At 70.6% G+C, this 17429-nt stretch carries 13 protein-coding genes; 9 read left to right on the top strand and 4 right to left on the bottom strand.

Annotation, left to right across the window (positions count from 1 at the left end):
• Nucleotides 1–49 precede the first annotated feature (49 nt).
• Together DQ392_RS13505 and eccCa are read right to left on the bottom strand one after the other, a co-directional pair.
• Nucleotides 50–310: a DUF397 domain-containing protein gene (locus DQ392_RS13505; RefSeq protein WP_114015832.1), complete on the bottom strand. Its 261-nt coding sequence runs from the start codon at nucleotides 308–310 to the stop codon at nucleotides 50–52.
• Nucleotides 311–503: 193 nt separating this feature from the next.
• The gene (eccCa, locus tag DQ392_RS13500) at nucleotides 504–4484 is read right to left on the bottom strand and encodes a type VII secretion protein EccCa (protein ID WP_114015831.1); all 3981 of its coding nucleotides are present in this window, start codon (nucleotides 4482–4484) and stop codon (nucleotides 504–506) included.
• 268 nt (nucleotides 4485–4752) lie between these two features.
• On the opposite strand from eccCa, the gene eccD reads away from it, so the two are divergent.
• The 6 genes from eccD to DQ392_RS13470 all read left to right on the top strand — a co-directional run bounded on the left by eccD (nucleotide 4753) and on the right by DQ392_RS13470 (nucleotide 11853).
• Nucleotides 4753–6279 (top strand): type VII secretion integral membrane protein EccD, encoded by a 1527-nt coding sequence (gene eccD / locus DQ392_RS13495; protein WP_114015830.1) that lies wholly within the window; start codon nucleotides 4753–4755, stop codon nucleotides 6277–6279.
• Between the two features lie 93 nt (nucleotides 6280–6372).
• A complete protein-coding gene (gene rpsO / locus DQ392_RS13490; RefSeq protein ID WP_016470189.1) occupies nucleotides 6373–6663 on the top strand; it encodes a 30S ribosomal protein S15 in 291 nt (96 codons plus the stop codon).
• A gap of 306 nt (nucleotides 6664–6969) precedes the next feature.
• Nucleotides 6970–9213 (top strand): polyribonucleotide nucleotidyltransferase, encoded by a 2244-nt coding sequence (locus tag DQ392_RS13485; RefSeq protein ID WP_114015829.1) that lies wholly within the window; start codon nucleotides 6970–6972, stop codon nucleotides 9211–9213.
• Nucleotides 9210–10592: a M16 family metallopeptidase gene (locus DQ392_RS13480; protein WP_114015828.1), complete on the top strand. Its 1383-nt coding sequence runs from the start codon at nucleotides 9210–9212 to the stop codon at nucleotides 10590–10592. Before DQ392_RS13485 ends, DQ392_RS13480 begins: the two co-directional genes overlap by 4 nt.
• A 44-nt stretch (nucleotides 10593–10636) precedes the next feature.
• On the top strand, nucleotides 10637–11389 hold the full coding sequence (gene dapB / locus DQ392_RS13475; RefSeq protein ID WP_114015827.1) for a 4-hydroxy-tetrahydrodipicolinate reductase: 753 nt from the start codon (nucleotides 10637–10639) through the stop codon (nucleotides 11387–11389).
• 14 nt (nucleotides 11390–11403) lie between these two features.
• On the top strand, nucleotides 11404–11853 hold the full coding sequence (locus DQ392_RS13470; protein ID WP_114015826.1) for a hypothetical protein: 450 nt from the start codon (nucleotides 11404–11406) through the stop codon (nucleotides 11851–11853).
• 20 nt (nucleotides 11854–11873) lie between these two features.
• Here the strand turns inward: DQ392_RS13470 and DQ392_RS13465 are convergent, their stop codons facing one another.
• Both DQ392_RS13465 and DQ392_RS13460 read right to left on the bottom strand, forming a co-directional pair.
• A complete protein-coding gene (locus DQ392_RS13465; protein ID WP_114015825.1) occupies nucleotides 11874–12455 on the bottom strand; it encodes a hypothetical protein in 582 nt (193 codons plus the stop codon).
• A 156-nt stretch (nucleotides 12456–12611) separates the two neighbouring features.
• On the bottom strand, nucleotides 12612–12848 hold the full coding sequence (locus tag DQ392_RS13460) for a hypothetical protein (RefSeq protein WP_114015824.1): 237 nt from the start codon (nucleotides 12846–12848) through the stop codon (nucleotides 12612–12614).
• A gap of 322 nt (nucleotides 12849–13170) precedes the next feature.
• Between DQ392_RS13460 and thyX the strand changes: the two genes are divergently transcribed.
• The 3 genes from thyX (at nucleotide 13171) to DQ392_RS13445 (ending at nucleotide 17002) form a co-directional block, all read left to right on the top strand.
• Nucleotides 13171–13863 carry an FAD-dependent thymidylate synthase gene (thyX, locus tag DQ392_RS13455; protein WP_425470531.1) on the top strand — a complete coding sequence of 231 codons (693 nt, stop codon included), beginning with the start codon at nucleotides 13171–13173 and terminating at the stop codon, nucleotides 13861–13863.
• Between the two features lie 388 nt (nucleotides 13864–14251).
• A complete protein-coding gene (dapA, locus tag DQ392_RS13450) occupies nucleotides 14252–15151 on the top strand; it encodes a 4-hydroxy-tetrahydrodipicolinate synthase (protein WP_114015822.1) in 900 nt (299 codons plus the stop codon).
• Nucleotides 15152–15316: 165 nt separating this feature from the next.
• Nucleotides 15317–17002: a ribonuclease J gene (locus DQ392_RS13445; RefSeq protein ID WP_114015821.1), complete on the top strand. Its 1686-nt coding sequence runs from the start codon at nucleotides 15317–15319 to the stop codon at nucleotides 17000–17002.
• Nucleotides 17003–17429 lie beyond the last annotated feature (427 nt).

The raw sequence follows: 17429 nt of genomic DNA, 5'->3' as shown, positions 1-17429 counted from the left end.
GTTGGAGGCGGCCCGTGCGGGGTCCGCGGGGCTCATGGCCTCCGCCCCCTCATTCCGCCACGCCTCCATTGCGCACCGTCGGCTCCAGGTCGAATTCGCCGTCGCGTGCGCCCAGGACGAAGGCGTGCCATTCGGCGGCGGTGTAGCGCAGGACGACGTCCGGTTCCTTGGAGTTGCGCATGGCGACGGCGCCGCCGGCGATGTGGGCGATCTCGACGCGTTCGTCCTCGGGGCTGCCGGGGGCGCTTTCCCAGACGGCGTCGGAGATGTCCAACGCGTACAGCTCTTCTTTTTCTTGCTGAGTACCCACCGGTGGCTCTCCCTTCGCGCGCTTCGTTCGGGTCAAGACTACTGGGCGTGGTGGGTGGCGCACAGGCCGTCCGCCCGAGAGAGCACTCTTTCCGTGCTCGCACCCGTTGTCCGGTGCGGATGCCCGCCCGAACCCGTGCTCCCTCAACGAGTCAGGCCACCCCCGCACCCCACCCCGCCCCACTCCCTCACCTCTACTGCTCGTCGGGCAGCCACCCCAACTGCACCAGGGGGGTTCCGCGCTTGCGGGAGACGAAGAAGCCGCGGCCGGGGGGCATGGGGCGGGGGCGGACGTTGCCGAGGAGGTCGCCCTCGTTGGGGTCGCCGGACAGGAGGACGCCCTGGGCGCCCAGTTCCTTGATGCGGGTCATGAAGGACTCGAACATGGAGCGTGAGGCGCCGGCCGAGCTGCGGGCGATGAGGAAGCGTACGCCGACGTCGCGGGAGAAGGGCAGGTGCTCGGTGAGGACGGAGAGGGGGTTGCCGCTGGAGGTGGCGACGAGTTCGTAGTCGTCGACGACGATGAAGATCTGCGGCCCGCTCCACCAGCTGCGGTCCCTGAGCTGCTGTGGTGTGACGTCGGGGGAGGGCGCTCGCCGGTCCATCAGGTCGCGGAGCGCGTTCATGTGCGTCTCCATGGTGTTGGACATGGGCGCGTATTCGAGCAGGTGCGTGTCGGGGATGGCGCCGAGGAGCGAGCGCCGGTAGTCGCCGACGACGATCTTCGCCTCGTCACCGGAGTAGCGCTGGGTGATCTGTTGGACGAGGAGCCGCAGCAGCGCCGTTTTGCCGGATTCGCTCTCGCCGAAGACGAGGAAGAACGGGTCGGTCTCGAAGTCGACGAAGACGGGTTCGAGGTTGTTCTCGTCGATGGCGAAGGCGACGCCGCGTTCGGGGTGCTCTCCGCCGCCGGGGAGCCGCGCCGCGGGGAGTTCGCGGGGCAGGAGCCGGACGCGGGGGGCCGGGTCGCCCTGCCAGTGCGCGCCCACGGTGCGGCACATCTCGGCGCTGGCGTCGGCGAGGTCGTCGTCGGAGCTGACGCCGTCGATGCGGGGGACGGCCGTCATGAAGTGCAGGGCTTCCATGGTCTGGCCGCGTCCTGGGACGCCGGCGGGCACGTTGGCGGCGACCTTGCGGTTGAACTCGGAGTCCATCGTGTCGCCGAGCCGCAGCTCGAGGCGGTTCATCAGCAGGTCCTTCAGCGCGGCCCGTACCTCCATGTTGCGGGAGGCGGTGATGACCAGGTGGATGCCGTAGCCCAGGCCCCGGGCCGCGATGTCACCGACGATGTCGGTGAGGCCTTCGTAGTCGTTGCGGAAGTTGCCCCAGCCGTCGAGGACGAGGAAGACGTCGCCCCAGGCCTGGTCGGTGATCTGGCCGCGGGAGCGGCGCCTGCGGTAGGTGGCGATGGAGTCGATGCTGTGGGCGCGGAAGTACTCCTCGCGGCGGTTGAGGATGCCGTAGACCTCGGCGATCGTGCGGCGGACCCGTTCGGGGTCGAGGCGGGAGGCGGTGCCGCCGACGTGGGGCAGGTCGGCGACCGCGGACATGCCGCCGCCACCGAAGTCGAGCCCGTAGAACTGGACCTCGGTGGGTGTGTGGGTGAGGGCGAACGACGAGATGAGGGACCGTACGAGGGTGGATTTGCCGGACTGGGGTCCGCCGACGACGAGCATGTGGCCCGCGGCGCCGGAGAAGTCGAGGTACAGCGGGTCGCGGCGCTGCTCGAAGGGCTTGTCGACGAGGCCGACAGGGACGACGAGCTGGCCGAGCCGCGGGTAGTCGGGGACGGTCAGGCCGCGGCCTTCGACGGGCGCGAGTCCGGGGAGGAGCTCGTCGAGGGGGGAGGCGTTGTCGAGCGGGGGCAGCCACACCTGGTGGGCGGGTGTGCCCTGGCCTTCGAGGCGCCGTACGACGACGTCGAGGACGGTGTCGGCCAGCGCGTCGTCGTCGGCGCCGCCGACGGGCTGGGCGGGCACGGGGGCGACGGTGTCGGGGTCGGGGCGCTGTACCGGCACCTCGGCGGCGGTGAACAGCACGGGGCGCCGGTTCCCCCCGACGGGTCCCCTGGCGGTGGCTTCGCCGTCGCTGCCGGCGCGGTAGACGCCGGAGACGTAGGCGGCCTTGAAGCGGGTCATCTCGTCGGTGCCGAACTTCAGGTAGCCGGAGCCGGGTACGGACGGCAGGTGGTAGGCGTCGGGGACGCCGAGTGCGGCGCGGGACTCGGCGGCGGAGAAGGTGCGCAGGCCGACGCGGTAGGACAGGTAGGTCTCCAGGCCGCGCAGCCTGCCCTCTTCCAGGCGCTGGGAGGCGAGCAGCAGGTGGACACCCAGGGAGCGGCCGATGCGGCCGATCTGGATGAACATGTCGATGAAGTCGGGTTTGGCGGTGAGCAGCTCGCTGAACTCGTCGATGACGAGGACGAGTGAGGGGACGGGGGAGAGGGGCGCGCCCGCGGCGCGGGCCTTCTCGTAGTCGTGGATGTTGGCGTAGTTGCCGGCGTCGCGGAGCATCTCCTGGCGCCGGTTGAGCTCGCCGCGGATGGAGTCGCCCATGCGGTCGACGAGGGTGAGGTCGTCGGCGAGGTTGGTGATGACGGCGGCGACGTGGGGCATGTGTGCCATGCCGGCGAACGTGGCGCCGCCCTTGAAGTCCGCGAGGACGAAGTTCAGGGTCTCGGAGGAGTGGGTGACCGCGAGGCCGAGCACGAGGGTGCGCAGGAGTTCCGACTTGCCGGAGCCGGTCGCGCCGACGCACAGCCCGTGGGGGCCCATGCCGTCCTGCGCGGCCTCCTTCAGGTCGAGCATGACCGGCTGTCCGTCCTCGCCGACGCCGATGGGGACGCGGAGCCGTTCGGCCTGGGAGCGGGGCCGCCAGGTGCGCGAGACGTCGACGGAGGCGGCGTCGCCGAGGCTCAAAAGGTCGGTGAACTCCAGTTTGGCCAGCAGCGGTTCGTCGCCGTCGTCACCGGAGCCTGCGCGCAGCGGGGCGAGTTGCCGGGCCACGGCCTCGGCGGCCGGGTAGGAGAGCGTGTCGGGGGTGCCGTCGTAGACGAGTCCGTGGCCGGACTCCAGGCGCAGGGCGCGTGGCTGCACGACGACGGAGAGGCCGCCGCGCGCCACGTCGATGTCGCCGGGGACGATCTCGACGATGGTGACGCCCTGGAGGCCTTCGGGCGCGGCCAGCAGCGAGTTGGGCAGGACGGCGGTCCCGTCCAGTACGACGACGAGGTGGGGCGCCTCCAGTACGGGGTCGGCGGCACCGTTGAACCGGGGCCGTCCCTCCAGGCGCGCGGCCAGCAGCTCCTCCATCTGGAGGGTGTCGGAGACGATCAGCCGGCGGGCGCCGGCGCCGTCGGCGGCGTCCTTGGCCTGCGCGTGCGGCAGCCACTTGGCCCAGTCCCAGGAGGCGTAGGACTCGCGTCCGGCCGCGACCGCGATCACGAGTTCCTCGGGGGAGTGCAGGGCGGCCAGCGAGCAGAGCATGGCGCGCACGGCCCCGTAGAGGGTGTCGGGGTCTCCGCTGAGCGTCACGTGGTAGAAGGCCCGCAGGGAGACCGCCATGGGCAGGTTCTCGAGGGTGGCGTGGGTGTTGAGGAACTGGTGCATGGCGCCGACGGTCAGCGGCTCCAGTTCGTCCACGGGCGCGGTTTCGGGTGCGGCCAGGGGGGTGGCCAGCTGCTGGGCGCCGAGGCCGACGCGCACCTGGGCGAAGTCGCCGTCGGAGGGGCGCCGCTCCCACACCCTGCTGCCCTCGGCCACCAGTGACCACAGCTGGTCGGGCTCGGGGTGCAGGTAGAACTGGGCGTCGCGCTGCTTGAGGGCCGTCTTGCGCACGGTGCGGCGCGTCTGCGCCAGGTACTTGAGGTAGTCGCGGCGCGACTGCGCCATCTCGCCCTGGGTGCCGCGGCGCATCCTGATGACCATGGCGATGACCATGGCGAGCGTCGAGAACAGCATCAGGACGCCCATGATCTTCATCATGGGGTGGGAGTTCATGCCGGGCATGAGGAAGTAGACGCTGGACCCGCCCATGCCGAGCATCGGCAGGAGTTGCAGCCACATGCCCTCATGCTGGCCGCGCGGCAGTTCGGGCGGCGGCTGCAACTCCAGTTGCTCGCCCGGTACTTCCGGGGGCAGTGCCCGAGGCGGACGCTTGACGACGATCTGGGTCACTCGCGCACCAATTTCCCTTGCGTTCCCTGGTGTCCCTTGTGGCGGAAGGGACTTTCCCGGTGCGGCGCCCCATGGCGATGGTCCCCCCTCCGCGCCTGGCGATCCTAATGGCAGAGTGAGTTGACCGGGACCGGTAGGGTGGCGCGCGCTGCCGCCGCGACCGCAGCAGTCGCTCACACAGGCGTTCGCAGCCCGACACACCCGCACACACAGCAGGTGCTCAGCAGCGCGGGCAGGTGCCCGGCAGGCTTTCGAGGGGGACACACAGGTGAGTACGACGGCTTCCGCCGCCGCCACCGGGCCCGGCGGGCAGCCGGGCGCCGGGGGTGCTCGAGGAGCGGCAGGCCCGCACGGGCGGGCGGTCGGAGCAGGCCTGGACACCGGTTTTTGCAGGGTGACCATCGTCGCGCCCGACAGCCGGATCGACGTCGCGCTCCCCGAGGACATCGCGGTCGCCGATCTCTACCCCGAGATCCTCAGGCTGTCGGGGCAGAGCCCGGCCGAGGGCGCCCCCGTCGGGTACCACCTGGTGCGCCGCGACGGCACCGTGCTGGACAGCTCCCGCTCGCTGACGGCCCAGCGCATCCTCGACGGCGAGGTACTCAGCCTGCGCCCGTTCGCCGAGTCGCTGCCGCCTGCCGTCTTCGACGACGTCTCCGACGCCGTCGCCTCCGCGGTCACCAAGGACCGCAAGCTGTGGGGCGACGGCATGATGCGCGCCGCCGGGCTGATCGGCGGCGGTGTGCTGCTGGCGCTGACAGCGGTGGTGCTGTGGTTCTCCGACCCGGTGGGCCACGACATGCACGGCCTCGCGGGGATCCTCGCGGCCGTCGCCGGTGTGCTGCTGCTGGCGCTGTCCGCCGTGCGGGCCCGGGTCTACGGTGACCGGCCCACCGCCGTCACGCTGGGGCTCGGAGCGATGCCGCACCTGATGGTGGCAGGCAGCGGTCTGCTGCCCCTGGACGAGGGGCACGGGGTGGGCAGGCTGCAATTCCTGCTCGGCTGCGTGAGCGTCCTGCTGGCTGCCGCCGTCCTGGTCGCGCTGACACCCAACGGTGACGGGCCGTTCGTCGCCGCCGCCTTCACGGCGACCATCGGTACCGTGATCACCTTCATCGCGATCGTGACCGACATCCGTCCGGTGGAGACCGCCGCCATCTGTGCCCCGGTGGCGGTCGGCGTGCTGGCGTTCCTGCCGGGCCTCTCGACCCGCTTCGCCCGCCTGCCCATCGGGTACGAGACCACCCGCACCGGGATGAGCGACTACGACGCCGACCCGGACGCGGCGCCGCAGACCCAGGGCCCGATCGACGCCGAGCGCATCGCGGCCCAGGCGCGGCGCGGCCACGAGCTGCTGGTCGGCCTGGGCGGCGGCTGCGCGGCCGTCGTCACCGTCTCCTGCGCGGTGCTCGGCTTCTCCGACTCGGGGTGGGGACAGCTGCTCGTCCTGGCGACGGGCATCGCGATGCTGCTGCGGGCCCGGCTCTTCCGCTACACCTCGCAGGTGGCCAGCTCGCTGGTGGCGGGTCTCGCCGCACTGGTGCTGCTGGGCGTGGGCCTGGCGGGCGACTTCCCCGCGGGCGGCGACGCGCTGCGTACCGTGTGGCTGAGCGCCGCGCTGGCCGTGGGCGCCGTGCTGGTGATCGCCATCGGGCTGACCGTGCCGAGCAAGGGCGTGACCCCCTTCTGGGGGCGGTTCGTGGAGATACTGGAGACCTTCGTCCTGCTCACGCTGGTGCCGCTGTGCCTGGCGGTGATGGACGTCTACTCGGCCGCCCGGAGTCTCACCAGCTAGCCACTGGTACCCTGTACCGGCCTGTCGAGTATCGAAGAATTCCCTGTGACACAGACCAGGGACGCTCGGCGGTCACGACCCCTAGGAGTACGAGTGTCGTCTCTCGACGCCGCGACGAAGAAGCAGATCATCTCCGAGTTCGCCACCAAGGAGGGTGACACCGGCTCCCCCGAGGTCCAGGTGGCGCTGCTCTCCCGTCGCATCAGCGACCTGACGGAGCACCTGAAGACCCACAAGCACGATCACCACTCGCGCCGCGGTCTGCTGCTGCTGGTCGGCCAGCGCCGCCGCCTGCTGCAGTACCTGGCCAAGAAGGACATCCAGCGGTTCCGTGCGCTGGTCGAGCGCCTCGGCATCCGCCGCGGCGCGGCGGGCGCCCGCTAGCAGCTGAGGAAGGGAGCGGTTCCCGTTCGGGGGCCGCTCCCTTCGACGTATCAGAGCACAGCCGTCTCTCATGGGACGGTGAGGCTTTGTAGTCTTGTCACGCGAGACATCGCACAACGACAGTACGAAACAGAGACGAGACGGAAGCGCAACCCGACGCCGGTCCTCGGTAGTGGCCCCCGGACCCGTGGAGGTCCACGGCGGCTCCGGGAGCTTCGATCGAAGACCGGCCCGCACCGGAGCGCTCCGTCGAGCACACGGTCCGCTGCGAGACGTGCAGCGGACGACGACGAGGAGATATTCCTGGTGGAGAACGAGACCCACTACGCCGAGGCCGTCATCGACAACGGCGCCTTCGGCACCCGCACCATCCGCTTCGAGACGGGCCGCCTGGCCAAGCAGGCCGCCGGTTCCGCCGTGGCGTACCTGGACGACGACACCATGGTGCTGTCGGCCACCACCGCCTCCAAGCAGCCCAAGGACCAGCTGGACTTCTTCCCCCTGACGGTCGACGTCGAGGAGCGGATGTACTCGGCCGGGAAGATCCCCGGCTCCTTCTTCCGGCGTGAGGGCCGCCCCTCCGAGGACGCCATCCTCACCTGCCGGCTGATCGACCGTCCGCTGCGCCCCTCCTTCAAGAAGGGCCTGCGCAACGAGATCCAGATCGTCGAGACGGTCATGGCGCTCAACCCCGACCACGCCTACGACGTGGTCGCCATCAACGCCGCCTCCTGCTCCACGCAGCTGTCCGGCCTGCCCTTCTCAGGACCGATCGGCGGCACCCGCGTCGCCCTCATCCGCGGCCAGTGGGTGGCCTTCCCGACGCACAGCGAGCTGGAGGAGGCCGTCTTCGACATGGTCGTCGCCGGCCGCACGCTGCCCGACGGCGACGTCGCGGTGATGATGGTCGAGGCCGAGGCCACCGAGAAGACCATCGAGCTGGTCAAGGGCGGTGCCGAGGCGCCGACCGAGGAGGTCGTCGCCGCCGGTCTCGAGGCCGCCAAGCCCTTCATCAAGGTGCTGTGCCGGGCCCAGTCCGACCTCGCCGCGAAGGCCGCCAAGCCGGTCGCCGAGTTCCCGATCTTCCTGGACTACCAGGACGACGTCCTCGAGGCGCTCACCTCCGCCGTGCGCGACGAGCTCGCCCAGGCCCTGACCATCGGCGGCAAGCAGGAGCGCGAGAGCGAGCTGGACCGCGTCAAGGCGGTGGCCGCCGAGAAGCTGCTCCCGCAGTTCGAGGGGCGCGAGAAGGAGATCTCGGCCGCCTACCGTGCGCTGACCAAGACCCTGGTGCGCGAGCGCGTCATCAAGGAGAAGAAGCGCATCGACGGCCGCGGTGTCACCGACATCCGCACCCTGGCCGCCGAGGTCGAGGCCATCCCGCGGGTGCACGGCTCGGCGCTGTTCGAGCGCGGCGAGACGCAGATCCTGGGCGTCACCACGCTGAACATGCTGCGCATGGAGCAGCAGCTGGACACCCTCTCGCCGGTGACCCGCAAGCGCTACATGCACAACTACAACTTCCCGCCCTACTCCACCGGTGAGACGGGCCGCGTCGGTTCGCCGAAGCGCCGCGAGATCGGCCATGGCGCGCTCGCCGAGCGTGCGCTGGTGCCGGTGCTGCCGACCCGCGAGGAGTTCCCGTACGCGATCCGCCAGGTGTCCGAGGCGCTGGGCTCCAACGGTTCGACGTCCATGGGCTCGGTCTGCGCCTCCACTATGTCGCTGCTGAACGCCGGTGTGCCGCTCAAGGCCCCGGTCGCCGGTATCGCCATGGGCCTGATCTCCCAGGACATCGAGGGCGAGACCCACTACGTGACGCTGACCGACATCCTCGGTGCCGAGGACGCCTTCGGCGACATGGACTTCAAGGTCGCCGGCACCAAGCAGTTCGTCACGGCGTTGCAGCTCGACACCAAGCTGGACGGCATTCCGGCGTCCGTGCTGGCCGCGGCCCTCAAGCAGGCCCGCGACGCGCGGCTGCACATCCTCGACGTGATGAACGAGGCCATCGACGTTCCGGACGAGATGTCCCCGAACGCGCCGCGGATCATCACCGTCAAGATCCCGGTGGACAAGATCGGCGAGGTCATCGGCCCGAAGGGCAAGATGATCAACCAGATCCAGGAGGACACCGGCGCCGACATCACCATCGAGGACGACGGCACCATCTACATCGGTGCCGCCGACGGCCCGGCCGCCGAGGCGGCGCGCTCCACCATCAACGGCATCGCCAACCCGACGATGCCCGAGGTCGGCGAGCGCTACCTGGGCACGGTCGTCAAGACGACCACCTTCGGTGCCTTCGTCTCGCTGCTGCCCGGCAAGGACGGTCTGCTGCACATCTCGCAGATCCGCAAGCTGGCCGGCGGCAAGCGCGTGGAGAACGTCGAGGACGTCCTCGGTGTCGGCCAGAAGGTCCAGGTCGAGATCGCCGAGATCGACCAGCGCGGCAAGCTCTCCCTCATCCCCGTCATGGACGAGGCCGAGTCCGACAGCGGCTCCGCCGAGGGGGACGCGGAGAAGTCCGAGGACGAGTCCGCGAAGTGACCCGTACGTCCCGTACGACGGCCCGCCCCGCCTCTGAGGCAGGGCGGGCCGTCGCCCGTACCACCACCCTGATCAAGGGCGAGAACGGCGCGGGCACCGTCCGCAAGACCGTGCTGCCCGGCGGGCTCCGGGTGATCACCGAGTCCGTGCCGACCGTGCGCTCCGTCACGCTCGGCATCTGGGCGCACGTCGGCTCCCGCGACGAGACCCCGGCGCTGGGCGGCGCCACGCACTACCTGGAGCACCTGCTCTTCAAGGGCACCGAGCGGCGCAGCGCGCTGGAGATCTCCGCCGCGCTCGACGCGGTGGGCGGCGAGATGAACGCCTTCACCACGAAGGAGTTCACCTGCTACTACGCGCGGGTCCTGGACGCCGATCTGCCGCTGGCCGTCGACGTCCTCTCCGACATGCTGACCTCCTCCGTCATCGAGCGGGGCGAGGTCGAGGCCGAGCGTGGCGTGATCCTCGAGGAGATCGCCATGACGGAGGACGACGCCGGCGACTGCGTCCACGACCTGTTCGCGCACACCATGTTCGGCGACACCCCGCTGGGGCGCCCCGTGCTGGGCACCGTGGACACCGTCAACGCGCTGACCCGCGACCAGGTGGCGCGCTTCTACAAGAAGCACTACGACCCGACGCGGCTGGTCGTCGCCGCAGCGGGCAACCTCGACCACGCGCAGGTCGTCAAGCGGGTGCGCGCCGCGTTCGAGGGTGCGGGCGCGCTCGCCCGCACGCGGGGCGAGCAGCCGGTCGGGCCCCGCTCGGGCAGCCGCTCCCTGCGCACCGGCGGACGGGTCGACTTCGTCGACCGGGCCACCGAGCAGGCCCACGTGGTACTGGGGCTGCCCGGGGTCTCGCGGCACGACGAGCGCCGCTGGCCCCTCGCGGTACTGAGCACCGCGCTGGGCGGAGGCATGAGCTCCCGGCTCTTCCAGGAGATCCGCGAGAAGCGCGGCCTGGCCTACAGCACCTACGCCTACACATCCGGCTACGCGGACTGCGGCCTGTTCGGGGTCTACGCGGGCTGCCGTCCTGGACAGGTGTCCGACGTGCTGAAGATCTGCCGCGACGAACTCGACCAGGTGGCGCGTGACGGGCTCACCGACGACGAGTTGCGGCGCGCCATCGGGCAGCTGTCAGGCTCTACGGTGCTCGGCCTGGAGGACACCGGCGCGCTGATGCACCGCCTGGGCAAGAGCGAGCTGTGCTGGGGCGAACAGATGTCCGTGGACGGCATGCTCGCGAAGATCCACGCCGTCACGCCCGACGACGTGCGCGAGGTCGCCCGCGAGGTGCTGAGCCGCCGCCCCTCGCTGTCGGTCATCGGGCAGCTCACCGACCGCCAGGCCGACCGCCTGCACGAGACCGTCGCCTGACGTCCGCCCCACCTGCCCCACCCACCACGTAAGGAACGAGCACAATGAGCAAGCTGCGCGTAGCCGTCCTCGGCGCAGGCGGCCGGATGGGCTCCGAGGCCGTGCGAGCGGTCGAGAACGCCGACGACATGGAGCTGGTGGCAGCCCTGGGCAGCGGGGACGCGCGCAGCGCGCTCACCGACGCGGGCACGCAGGTGGCCGTCGACCTGACCCGCCCGGACGCCGTCATGGGCAACCTGGAGTACTGCCTGGCGAACGGCGTCCACGCCGTCGTCGGCACCACGGGATGGACGGACGAGCGGCTGACGGCGGTGCGCGCCCAGCTCGCCGACTCTCCCGGCACCGGCGTGCTCATCGCCCCGAACTTCGGCATCGGTGCCGTGCTGACGATGCGCTTCGCCCAGCAGGCGGCCCGCTTCTTCGAGTCCGTCGAGGTCGTCGAGCTGCACCACCCGGGTAAGGCCGACGCGCCCAGCGGCACGGCCGTGCGGACCGCACAGCTGATCGGGCAGGCCCGCGAGTCGGCCGGGCTGCCGGCCCAGCCCGACGCCACCACCCAGTCGCTGGAGGGTGCTCGGGGCGCCGACGTGGACGGCGTACCGGTGCACGCGGTGCGGCTGCGCGGTCTGGTCGCCCACCAGGAGGTCCTCTTCGGCGACGAGGCGGAGACGCTCACCATCCGCCACGACTCCCTGCACCGCAGCTCGTTCATGCCCGGCGTCCTGCTGGGGATCCGCAAGGTGCCGGCCAACCCGGGGCTGACCTTCGGCCTCGAACACTTCCTCGACCTGGACTGACGGGGTACGGCACCGTGCGCGCGAAGCTCACCTACTTTCTGCTGGCCGCCGTCCTGGTCGTCTACTTCGTCCTGGTCGGCAGCCGGGGTGTCCTGCTGATCGAGCAGGGCACCCCCGTCACCGTGCCCTTCGGCGTCGCGGTGCTGGTGCTGCCGTTCATCGGCGCGTGGTTCCTGTGGCACACCACGCGCTTCGCCCGCCGCGCCGGACGGCTCGCCCGCGAGCTCGAGGCCGAGGGCGGACTGCCCCTCGACGAACTGGAGCGGACACCGTCAGGCCGCATCGACCGGGCCTCGGCCGACGCCGTCTTCGCCCGCCGCCAGGCCGAGACGGAAGAGCACCCGGGGGACTGGCGCTCGTGGTTCCGGCTTGCCGTCGCCTACCACGACGCCCGCGACACCCCCAGGGCCCGGAAGGCCATGCAGCACGCCATCACCCTGCACGAGTCCGCCCCCCGCGACTAGCCGGCCGCCCGTCGACGCCCTCAGCTGCGGGACTCCGCCGCCCAGCTCTCTATGACGTCGGCGGCCCGTTCGAAGCCGGGGCGGCGCGGGAGGAAGTCGGCGTTGTGGTCGGTCAGCAGTATCCGCCGTTCCTCGGCGTCCGATCCCGCTGCGCCGTTGCCGGCCCGCGTCCGGGGATACAGGACCAGGGCCTGGCCCTGCACCGTGCGCGGCATCCCCAGCCATCTGACGGGCCGCTGCACCGTGCGCACCACCCCGACCTCGGCCCAGCGCAGCGTCGTCGTACGCAAGAGCCCCGCCTGGCGCAGGCCGTGGGAACTGACCCACACACCCGCCCGGAGCAGCCGGACGGCCAGCACGATCACCAGCACGCCGCAGCCCGCGCAGACCGCAGCGCTGGGCAGCGAACCGGCGAGGGCGATGACCAGGGCCGAGAAGAGCACGTACGAAGCGAGCAGAAGGAGCAGCGCTCCGCCGCCCACCCGCCACGGGCCGGGGCGGTAGGGCCGCCGCCACAGGTCGCGGTCGGCCTCGGCGAGCGTCACCGACTGCGCCGCCTGGACGCGGTCCTCACGGTCGGCCGTCACAAAGGGCAGGGGCACGGCAGGGTCCTCGCTCGCTCACGACAGGGGGCGGCTCGGGGCCGTCCCACGGCTGGGCTGCCGCCGCGGGCGGGCGCGGCGGTGTGAGCGGTGACATTAGCGAGGGCAGGCGCGGGCGGCCACCCCCGGGTGCCGTTCCCAGGGGCGGCCGTGAGGTCAGCGGCCTTCGGCCGCCGCCGGGTGGTCCCGGTCGGGGACCTGGTTGTCGGTGAGCGCGGGTGAGCCGAGCAGGACGGAGCCGACGAGGCCGGCGACGATCGTCACTCCGACCAGGGCGCTGCCGGCGACCTGGCGGAAGCTGCGGCGGGCACGGGGCGGCGGGGTGACATTGCTGCGGAACCGGTCGGCCTGAGCTATGAAGGCGAACGGGACTGTCTCTCCGCGGCGGGACATGACGGGGCGCTCCTGCATGATCGTTCTGGGCGGTCGGTCGCTTCTAGAGGGATAACGTCCGGGGCGGCTTCCGAGTGCCCGCTGCCGCCGGACCCATGTGAAAAATATCAATCGCGGGGCGAGGGATTGTCACCGGGGGTGCCGTTTCTTGGCCCCGAGTCTCGTTTGTCCGGTTAAGAGTCGCCATAACGGCCTATCGCACCGGCCTTCCGAGGCTGTCAGCCCCTCCCCGTAGGCTGTTCCCGCCCTGGAAGACGTACGTGGAAGGACCCCGCAGGTGACCGACACCTCCGCCCCGCTCGCCCCGAGTTTCCGCAGCGACATGACGGTCGAGCTGGTCAAGCACAGCGCCGCCGACACGGACGTGCTGTGGGCCGCCCGGGTCTCCACCGCGGGGGAGCAGTCCCTGGACGAGCTGAACAAGGACCCGGAGCGCTCCAAGGGCCTGATCAACTTCCTGATGCGGGACCGGCACGGCAGCCCCTTCGAGCACAACTCGATGACCTTCTTCATCAGCGCCCCCCTCTTCGTCTTCCGCGAGTTCCACCGGCACCGCGTCGGCTGGTCCTACAACGAGGAGTCGGGTCGCTACCGGCAGCTCCAGCCCGTCTTCTACGTGCCCGGAGCCTCCCGCAAGCTCGTCCAGCAGGGCCGCCCGGGAAAGTACGAGTTCGTCGAGGGCACGTCCGAGCAGCACGCACTGACGGGCCGCGCCATGGAGGGCGTGTACCGCACGGCGTACGCGACGTACCTGGAGATGCTGGAGGCAGGCGTCGCCCGCGAGGTCGCCCGCGCCGTCCTGCCCGTGGGCCTCTACTCGTCGATGTACGCCACGTGCAACGCACGCTCGCTGATGCACTTCCTCGGGCTGCGCACCCAGCACGAACAGGCGAAGGTGCCCAGCTTCCCGCAGCGGGAGATCGAAATGGTGGGGGAGGCGATGGAGGAGCAGTGGTCGAAGCTGATGCCGCTGACCCACGCCGCGTTCAACGCCAACGGACGCGTCGCCCCCTGAGCGGGCCGCGGGGCCGCTGAACACCGGCCGGGCCTTCCGGCGGCGGCCCCCCCCGCCGCGTCGTCCGCCGGACGGCCACCTGGCGGCACCGCCCGCCGGGGCGGTCGCCCGACGGCACCCTCCGGCCGGGGCGACGGCACCCTCCCGCCCGTGGCGTCCACCCGTCCGCGTCTCCCGCCGGACGGTCACCCGGCTGCGCTCCCCGCCCTCCGGTCGGAGCCCCCGAGGAGGTGTCCGTATTGCGGCGGTTCGAGATGTTCATCTAGGGTGATTGTGCGGTCCCGGCACTGCCTGAACCCCCGAGCAGGCAGTGCCGGGGCCCTCTTCCCCACCGGATCGGACGCCCCGAGGCGGCGCGGCGGGGTCCGCTGCGAGTAGCGTGGAGCCCATGGCTCCGACCTCCACACCGCAGACGCCCTTCGGGCGGGTCCTGACCGCGATGGTCACGCCGTTCACCGCGGACGGTGCGCTCGACCTCGACGGCGCGCAGCAGCTCGCTGCTCACCTGGTGGACGCCGGCAACGACGGGCTCGTCGTCAGCGGCACCACCGGAGAATCCCCGACCACCTCCGATGCGGAGAAAGCCCAGCTCGTCAAGGCGGTCGTGGAGGCCGTGGGCGACCGCGCCCACGTGATCGCGGGAGCAGGCACGAACAACACGGCGCACAGCATCGAGCTGGCAGCCGCCGCGGAGAAGGCCGGCGCCCACGGGCTCCTCGCGGTGACGCCCTACTACAGCAAGCCTCCGCAGGAGGGGCTGTACCGGCACTTCACCGCCATCGCCGACGCGACGGAGCTGCCGGTGATGCTCTACGACATCCCCGGCCGCAGCGGCGTCCCGATCAACACCGAGACGCTCGTCCGGCTCGCCGAGCACCCCCGTATCGTCGCCAACAAGGACGCCAAGGGCGACCTCGGCCGCGCCAGCTGGGCCATCGCCACCAGCGGCCTCGCCTGGTACAGCGGCGACGACATGCTCAACCTCCCGCTGCTGTCCGTCGGCGCCATCGGCTTCGTCTCCGTCGTCGGCCACGTCGTCACCCCGGAGCTGCGCGCACTGCTCGAGGCGCACCTGAGCGGAGACGTCGCCAAGGCCACCGAGATCCACCAGAAGCTGCTTCCCGCCTTCACCGGCATGTTCCGCACCCAGGGCGTCATCACGACCAAGGCCGCGCTCGCCCGGCTGGGCCATCCGGCAGGACCGCTGCGCCTCCCGCTGGTCGAACTCGCCCCGGAGGAGCTGGACCAGCTCAGGCACGATCTCGCCCACAGCGGGGTACACCTGTAGTCCTCAGACTTCCCACAACTGCATACCGCCGGACACCGGCACAGTGCACGACCCAACGGAACACGCACGTCACGTACGCACGCCCCGCGCGTGCCCGTACGCATCATGAATACCGCGCGCCACGTACCCAGGCGGGTGCGTGGCGCGCGTGGTAAGGAGAGTCTTTTGAGTCATCCGCATCCTGAGCTCGGTCCGCCTCCGCAGCTCCCCAAGGGCGGCCTCCGCGTCACCCCCCTGGGGGGTCTCGGCGAGATCGGCCGCAACATGACCGTCTTCGAATACGGCGGCAGACTCCTGATCGTCGACTGCGGCGTCCTCTTCCCCGAGGAGGAGCAGCCCGGCATCGACCTGATCCTGCCCGACTTCACCACGATCAGGGACCGCCTCGACGACATCGACGGCATCGTCCTCACCCACGGGCACGAGGACCACATCGGCGGTGTCCCCTACCTCCTCCGCGAGAAGCCGGACATCCCCCTGATCGGCTCCAAGCTCACCCTCGCCCTCATCGAGGCCAAGCTCCAGGAGCACCGCATCCGGCCCTACACGCTGGAGGTGGAGGAAGGCCACCGGGAGCGCATCGGCCCCTTCGACTGCGAGTTCCTCCCCGTCAACCACTCCATCCCCGACGCCCTCGCCGTCGCCGTGCGCACCCCGGCCGGCATGGTCGTGCACACCGGCGACTTCAAGATGGACCAGCTCCCGCTGGACGGCCGCCTCACCGACCTGCGCGCCTTCGCCCGCCTCGGCGAAGAGGGCATCGACCTGCTGCTCAGCGACTCGACCAACGCCGAAGTCCCCGGCTTCGTCCCGCCCGAGCGTGAGATCTCCTCGGTGCTGCGCCAGGTCTTCTCCAGCGCGCAGAAGCGCATCATCGTGGCGAGCTTCGCCAGCCACGTGCACCGCATCCAGCAGATCCTGGACGCCGCACACGAACACGGCCGCCGCGTCGCCTTCGTGGGCCGCTCCATGGTCCGCAACATGGGCATCGCACGCGACCTGGGCTATCTCAACGTCCCCGCCGGACTCGTCGTGGACGTCAAGACGCTCGACGACCTGCCCGACGACGAGGTCGTCCTGGTCTGCACCGGCTCCCAGGGCGAGCCCATGGCGGCCCTCTCCCGGATGGCCAACCGCGATCACCAGATCCGCATCGTCCAGGGCGACACGGTGATCCTCGCCTCGTCCCTCATCCCGGGCAACGAGAACGCCGTCTACCGCGTCATCAACGGCCTCACCCGCTGGGGCGCCAACGTCGTCCACAAGGGCAACGCCAAGGTCCACGTCTCGGGCCACGCCTCCGCGGGCGAACTGCTGTACTTCTTCAACATCTGCCGGCCCCGCAACCTGATGCCCGTCCACGGCGAGTGGCGGCACCTGCGCGCCAGCGCCGAACTGGGCGCGGCCACAGGCGTCCCCCAGGACCGCATCGTGATCGCGGAGGACGGTGTCGTGGTGGACCTGGTCGACGGCAAGGCCAAGATCACCGGCAAGGTCCAGGCCGGCTACGTGTACGTCGACGGCCTCTCCGTCGGTGACGTCACCGAATCCTCCCTCAAGGACCGCCGCATCCTCGGGGACGAAGGCATCATCTCCGTCTTCGTGGTGGTCGACAGCACCACGGGGAAGATCGTCGGCGGCCCCCACATCCAGTCCCGGGGCTCCGGGATCGACGACACCGACTTCGCCGCCGTCATGCCGAAGATCGACGAGGCCCTCGCCAAGTCCGCCCAGGACGGCATCGCGGAGACCCACCAGCTCCAGCAGCTGGTGCGCCGCACGGTGGGCAAGTGGGTCTCGGACAGCTACCGCCGGCGCCCGATGATCCTGCCCGTGGTCGTCGAGGTCTGACCTTCGTCGGGGCTCCGCAAGAGCCCCGACGGGAGCGGGGCGCCCTCGATTTGCCTCCGGGCGCTCCGCTCCAGTACGTTTACGGCTCCACCGCACCGGGAACCCGGGGCCGCTTACGGTCCCCAGGGGACCGGTACCCAGGAATCGGAAAAACGGCCCGGAAAATGAGCCGGAAAGATTCTGGTAAGGTTGGAGACACCGAAAGGGCAAACGTCCGGAGAAACCGGTGAGACGGTTTTGAAGGAAGCGTCCGTTCTTTGAGAACTCAACAGCGTGCCAAAAGTCAACGCCAGATATGTTGATACCCTGACCTGCCGGGTTGTTCCGGTGGGTTGAGGTTCCTTTGGAATACACAACAGAGGACGCTGTGAGCCGGGGGATTATTCCTCTCCTGGTTCCGCTCTTCCTGTGGATGGTTTGAAGCATT

This window comes from Streptomyces reniochalinae (genome assembly GCF_003323735.1).
Classification (GTDB): domain Bacteria; phylum Actinomycetota; class Actinomycetes; order Streptomycetales; family Streptomycetaceae; genus Streptomyces; species Streptomyces reniochalinae.
This window is presented reverse-complemented; position numbering and strand designations above follow the sequence as displayed.